Source organism: uncultured Ligilactobacillus sp. (genome assembly GCF_948826705.1).
Lineage (GTDB): Bacteria > Bacillota > Bacilli > Lactobacillales > Lactobacillaceae > Ligilactobacillus.
Genome location: NZ_CAQLEL010000034.1, coordinates 1 through 3184 on the forward strand (window position 1 = coordinate 1; position 3184 = coordinate 3184).

Genomic DNA, 3184 nt, shown 5'->3' on the forward strand with positions numbered 1-3184 from the left:
AGCAGTCTGGTAGCTCGTCGGGCTCATAACCCGAAGGTCGTAGGTTCAAATCCTGCTCCCGCAATATGGTCCTATGGTGTAGGGGTTATCACGCCTGCCTGTCACGCAGGAGATCACCGGTTCAAATCCGGTTAGGACCGTTGTGACTTTATATTTGGCTGCCGTTATGGTAGCTTTTTTTATGAAATCAACCTAACTTTGTTTACAAATGAAGTTAGATATAGTATCATATAGTATATTGGCTATGGCGATAGTGGCGAAGTGGTTAACGCACCGGATTGTGGCTCCGGCACTCGTGGGTTCGATTCCCATCTATCGCCCTTAATGCCGGTGTGGCGGAATTGGCAGACGCGCTGGACTCAAAATCCAGTGTCCGTTGAGGACGTATCGGTTCGACCCCGATCACCGGTATTTCTTAGGACTAGGTAACGTTACCTAGTCTTTTTTTATATCTAAAAAAGGTTTTGCAAATATTTAAGTCTTTTACCTTGAATAAGTGAAATCTTGTGTTAGAATAAGAACGTTACAACTCACTCATTCCCGATAGGATTCACTATCTAGTGAAGATGCCTTGTAACCACAAAATTGAAATGGGGGAATTCAAAGTGTCAGAAAGACATTTATTTACATCAGAATCAGTCTCAGAAGGACATCCAGATAAAATTGCAGATCAAATCAGTGATGCGATCTTAGATGCGTTGTTGGAAAAAGATCCCAATGCGCGTGTAGCAGCAGAAACAACTGTTACCACAGGTTTAGTAGTTGTTGTCGGTGAAATTTCGACTAATAAGTATGTCGACATTCAAAAAGTAGTACGCAATACGATCAAGGAGATCGGCTATACTAATGGCAAATACGGTTTTGACGGCGATAATTGTGCCGTTTTGACGGCGATCGATGAACAATCGGCTGATATCGCTTTAGGCGTTGATAACTCATTGGAAACAAAAGAAGGTCAAGTAGATCCGCTCGATCAGATCGGTGCGGGTGATCAAGGCTTGATGTTTGGGTATGCGATCGATGAAACACCTGAATTGATGCCATTACCGATCGCTTTGAGCCATCGTTTGATGCGCAGGATCGCCCAAGTGCGTAAGTCAGGTGATCTTGCTTATTTAGGACCTGATGCTAAGGCACAAGTTACCGTTGAATATGCTGATGATGGCAAACCATTACGTGTTGATACAGTCGTTTTATCGACGCAACATGCGGCTGAAATTGGGTTGGAACAAATTAGACAAGATATTTTAGAAAAAGTTATCCAGACAGAGATCCCAGCTGAGTTACTTGATGAGAAAACAAAATACTTCATCAATCCGACTGGACGTTTCGTTATCGGTGGTCCACAAGGTGATGCAGGTCTGACCGGACGAAAGATCATCGTTGACACTTATGGTGGTTTTGCTCATCATGGTGGTGGTGCCTTCTCTGGTAAAGATGCTACTAAAGTAGACCGTTCAGCTAGCTATGCTGCACGTTATATTGCTAAAAATATCGTGGCTGCTGGGATCGCATCTCAAGTTGAGGTTCAGATCGCATATGCTATTGGGGTCGCGCAACCAGTATCGATCGCGGTCGATACATTTGGAAGCTCAAAAGTAAGCAATCAAGCACTGGTGGCAGCTATCCGTAAGATTTTTGATCTGCGCCCAGCGGGGATCATTGAAATGCTCGATCTTCGTCGCCCGATCTATAAGCAAACTGCCGCTTATGGTCATTTTGGACGGACTGATGTTGAGTTGCCTTGGGAGAAGACAGATAAGGTTGCTGAATTGAAGGCAGAATTGAATTTGGATTAAAAAATAGAACTGTTTTTGGACGCTAGTCGATACGAACTAGTGCTCTTTTTAACGACTCGCAAATAAGACCACTCAATAACTGGGTGGTCTTATTTATATTATTGGAGTGAAAAAGCTAGCATGAATCAGCGATAGAGGATATAATCGAAGTAAGATCTTAAATTAAGCAATTATTATAATTTTTTAAATATTAGGAGGGTCGAATTTTGAAGAGTAGAAAAGAACGCCTTGAGAATAAAAAACAACAGCTGTTATCTGAAAATATAAAATCTGTCAAAAAAGCTACGACATATATTGGAACGACTGTTTTGATGGGAACAGCTGGTTTAGTTTTGAGTAAATCTAAGGCGCAAGCTGATACGGTTCAGATCGATCAAAATACATCATCTAATAACAATAATGAAAATACTAGTGCAAATTCCAATAATATAAATGAACAAAGTCAAGTTGCGGCGCAACCAGCGCAAACTCAGACGCAAGATCGATCTGCATCTCCTACCCAAGAACAAAGTCAAGTTGCTCCAGCTAGTCAGGCGGTACCTAGTTCAGACACTACACCAACAGTCAGTGTCTCACGAGCTTACCCAGGAAATGTGCAAACGTTTTTGAATAATATCGCTGGTCCTGCACAACAAGTCGCACAACAACGCGGACTATATGCATCTTTGATGATCGCGCAAGCTGCCCTTGAAAGTGGATGGGGTGGTAGTTATCTAGCGACCTCAGCATACAATCTTTTTGGGGTCAAGTGGTCGGGTTCGGGAGCATATATTGAATTACCAACACAGGAATTTTATAATGGTTCTTACCATACGATCTATGATAAATTCCAACGTTATTCAAGCTATGCGGAATCTTTGAATGGCTATGCAAATGTGATCACAACCCGTTTTCCTAAATCTACGCGAGCTAATTCGGCTAATTATGCGATTGCAGCGCAAAATCTGCGTTATGGTGTATATGGAACATACGCGACAGCACCAGATTATGCGGATAAATTGATCCGAGTGATCCAAGCCTATAATTTAACAGCTTATGATGTTGGCGGCTCGTCAGTTGATACAGATCAAACGACAACAAACAATAATAATGTAGGCCAAACTCAAACAAGTGGCAATGGGAGTTACACGGTCAAAGCGGGCGACTCGTTATACCGTATCGCTAAAAATCACAATATGAGCTTGCAAGAGTTGAAGAGTTTGAATAACTTGAGTAGTGATCTGATTTTTGCAGGCCAAGTCCTCAAAGTCTCAGGTCAAGCAGCTTCGAGTCAGCCAAGCACAAACACAAATGCATCTCAAAATTCAAATCAGACTCAAGCAAGTGGCAATGGGAGTTACACGGTCAAAGCAGGTGACTCATTATACCGTATCGCAGTCAACCAC

2 protein-coding genes, 3 tRNA genes and 1 riboswitch are annotated in these 3184 nt (G+C 42.4%); all 5 genes read left to right on the forward strand.

Going from position 1 to position 3184, the window contains the following annotated elements:
- Nucleotides 1–67 precede the first annotated feature (67 nt).
- A tRNA-Asp gene (locus Q9Q35_RS01905) sits at nt 68–140 on the forward strand.
- Between the two features lie 107 nt (nt 141–247).
- Nucleotides 248–320 (forward strand) — tRNA-His (locus Q9Q35_RS01910).
- 6 nt (nt 321–326) lie between these two features.
- Nucleotides 327–411, forward strand: a tRNA-Leu gene (locus Q9Q35_RS01915).
- 107 nt (nt 412–518) lie between these two features.
- Nucleotides 519–608, forward strand: a riboswitch (SMK box riboswitch).
- Entirely contained in the window at nt 606–1799 is a 1194-nt protein-coding gene (gene metK, locus Q9Q35_RS01920) for a methionine adenosyltransferase (protein WP_304651895.1), read from the forward strand. Its footprint overlaps the riboswitch before it by 3 nt.
- Nucleotides 1800–2005: 206 nt before the next feature.
- The coding region (locus Q9Q35_RS01925) for a glucosaminidase domain-containing protein (protein ID WP_304651896.1) at nt 2006–3184 on the forward strand (1179 nt) is incomplete at its 3' end.